Raw genomic sequence first — 2,315 nt, forward strand, 5'->3', positions numbered from 1 at the left:
TGCCATCTGCCTCTCCTCGACCCTCATCTGGATCAAGACCGACTTAATCAACACGGCCTAGGGAAGCGGTTAGGTGACGGATCGCCCGCAGTGAGGGGAACGGTTTACCAGCCCTCTACAACAGCAACAGCAACAGCAACAGCAACAGCAACATCTTCTAACGAAGATGCGGTCGATTCCCGCGAGAGTTATCCACAGCCCCCAGTTGCCGATGAAACGGCATCCGACACAGAGCCATTGCAGGTGGCGTCGTGATCGCGGAGCGAGAGCCGGACGAGACCGAACAGAGCCTCGAGCTCTACATCGCCGCGTGCCGGGAGCGGTACGCCTTCGACCGCGAGTATCGCGCGCGCCTGCAACGCGAGCTGTTCGACACCGACGCTCACCGATCCATCCAAGCAACCCTCGAGGCCGTCCGATTCGAGACGGCAATGAAACGAAAGGCAGCAGCATGACCGGAGAAACAACCATCACCGTCGTGGGCAACCTCACGGCCGACCCCGAGCTGCGCTACACGCAGAACGGGCTGCCCGTCGCGAACTTCACCATCGCGTCGACCCCCCGCACGTTCGACNTGCGTCGGTCTGGCGTGAGTTCGCCGAGCACGTGGCGGGCTCGCTGACGAAGGGGTCCCGTGTCATTGCGACCGGACGTCTGCGTCAGCGCTCCTACCAGGACCGCGACGGTCAGACGCGGGTGAGTGTCGAACTCGAGGTGGACGAGATCGGCCCGAGCCTCCGCTACGCGACCGCGCAGGTGACACGCGCGGCCTCCACGGGCGGCCCGGGAGGCCGGCCGCACGCGCCCGCGACTGAGGAGCCGTGGGCGACGCCTTCGAGCGCTCCTGCGGGCGAGTGGGCCACGCCGGAACCGACCGCCTACGGCGACGAGGTCCCGTTCTGATGCGCATTCTGACTGTTCGGCAGCCGTGGGCGTGGGCGATCATCCACGGCGGGAAGGATGTCGAGAACCGCACCCGCAACATCGCCGGCTCCTACCGCGGGCCTGTCGCGATCCATGTCTCCGGCAGGTTCGCCGAGGACGTTGACAGTCCCGCTCTCGACGACGCGACGGAGCGTTGGCACGACCAGCCTGAGGCGGACTGCAATCGGCATCCATGGCGATTGAACGTCGGCAAGACCATCGGCCTCGTCGACCTCGTCGACGTGCACCAGGGCGCGGATTGCTGGGATACGCCGTCCTTCTGCTCACCGTGGGCGGATGGCCCATGGCACCTCTCGCTCGCGAACCCGCGGCCACTCATCGAGCCGATCCCGTTCAAGGGCGCTCTCGGCCTCCGTCACCTCGATGACGACACCACAGCGCGGATTCTCGCGCAGATCGGAGACCCCACGTGACGATCATCTGCATCACCAACACGCCCATCCCGGGGATGCGGCCGTGCACAGTCCGAGACGAGCACAAGATCACGTGCCCGGACCGCGACGTGAACCGCGCCCTCGCCAGCCACGTACACGGCGAGGCACCCGACCCGACGTGCGGCGGGTGCCTCCCGAGGCTCGCGCACCGCGGCTACCTCTGCCAGGGGTGCTTCGCTCGCCTCGAGAGCGTGTACGCGGGTTGGGAACGGTTCGCGCGCACGATCCAGGGCGTGGACCGTGCCGTGCAACGCGACAACGCGGGCGTCCGCACCCGCCCGGAGGGGCACATCCCGATCCCGTTGACGTCGCTGTCGGTCGACGAGTGCTGGGGGTTCCTCGCGTCGTTCACACAACGCTCCCTCGACGAGTGGGTGTCGACGCCGGCGGGCGCGGCGGACGCGGTCCAGTTCACCCGCGCCGCGCAGCGCGCGTACCGCGACCACCCTGTGGAGGAAGCGGAGACGGAGCTTCGACGGGTCCGGTGCCCGTCGTGCAAGCAGCTCACCCTCACCCGCCGGCCGCCCGCAACCGACGGGCAGCTCGTGACCGTGAAGTGCCAGAACACGGCCTGCGGACACACCATCCGTGAGGGCGAGGAAGCGCTCTCGTATGTCCCCGACCCGACGGAGGGGTGGCGGCCCGTGCGGGTCGAGAAGCTCGCCGTCATCCGCCGAATCGAAAGGAACGCATCATGACCGAGCGTCTCGCGAAGTTCCACGTCCGCGTGCACGCGTCGAACCGGCACGCCGGTTACGGAAGGCCCTACACGGTGATCGCGGCGACGAGGCAGGAAGCCGTGAACCGCGCCGTCGACCTCGGATGGGGCGGTCACCCAAGCGACGCTCGCGTGACGATCGACCGCATCGAGGACATCGACCCGCGCGAGTGTCCTCACGCCACCGAATCACCCGACCACACGGATGGGAGCCGAGG

At 67.6% G+C, this 2,315-nt stretch carries 4 protein-coding genes and 2 pseudogenes; all 6 read left to right on the top strand.

Going from position 1 to position 2,315, the window contains the following annotated elements:
• Positions 1–251 precede the first annotated feature (251 nt).
• The gene (locus tag ASG00_RS02910) at positions 252–455 is read left to right on the top strand and encodes a hypothetical protein (RefSeq protein WP_056206718.1); all 204 of its coding nucleotides are present in this window, start codon (positions 252–254) and stop codon (positions 453–455) included.
• Positions 452–574 (top strand): annotated as a pseudogene (locus ASG00_RS16645) (single-stranded DNA-binding protein); the annotation flags it as partial. The gene ASG00_RS02910 and the pseudogene ASG00_RS16645, both read left to right, overlap by 4 nt.
• Before the next feature lies 1 nt (position 575).
• A pseudogene (locus ASG00_RS02915) lies at positions 576–903 on the top strand (single-stranded DNA-binding protein); the annotation flags it as partial.
• On the top strand, positions 903–1,358 hold the full coding sequence (locus ASG00_RS02920) for a hypothetical protein (protein ID WP_056206722.1): 456 nt from the start codon (positions 903–905) through the stop codon (positions 1,356–1,358). The pseudogene ASG00_RS02915 and the gene ASG00_RS02920, both read left to right, overlap by 1 nt.
• Complete coding sequence (locus ASG00_RS02925) at positions 1,355–2,077, top strand: hypothetical protein (RefSeq protein WP_056206724.1); 723 nt, start codon at positions 1,355–1,357, stop codon at positions 2,075–2,077. The genes ASG00_RS02920 and ASG00_RS02925 overlap by 4 nt, the downstream gene beginning before the upstream one ends.
• On the top strand, positions 2,074–2,315 hold a 242-nt coding region (locus tag ASG00_RS15180; protein WP_162238331.1), incomplete at its 3' end, for a hypothetical protein. The genes ASG00_RS02925 and ASG00_RS15180, both read left to right, overlap by 4 nt.

The sequence above is a fragment of the Microbacterium sp. Leaf351 genome (genome assembly GCF_001423825.1).
In the GTDB taxonomy this organism is placed as follows: domain Bacteria; phylum Actinomycetota; class Actinomycetes; order Actinomycetales; family Microbacteriaceae; genus Microbacterium; species Microbacterium ginsengisoli.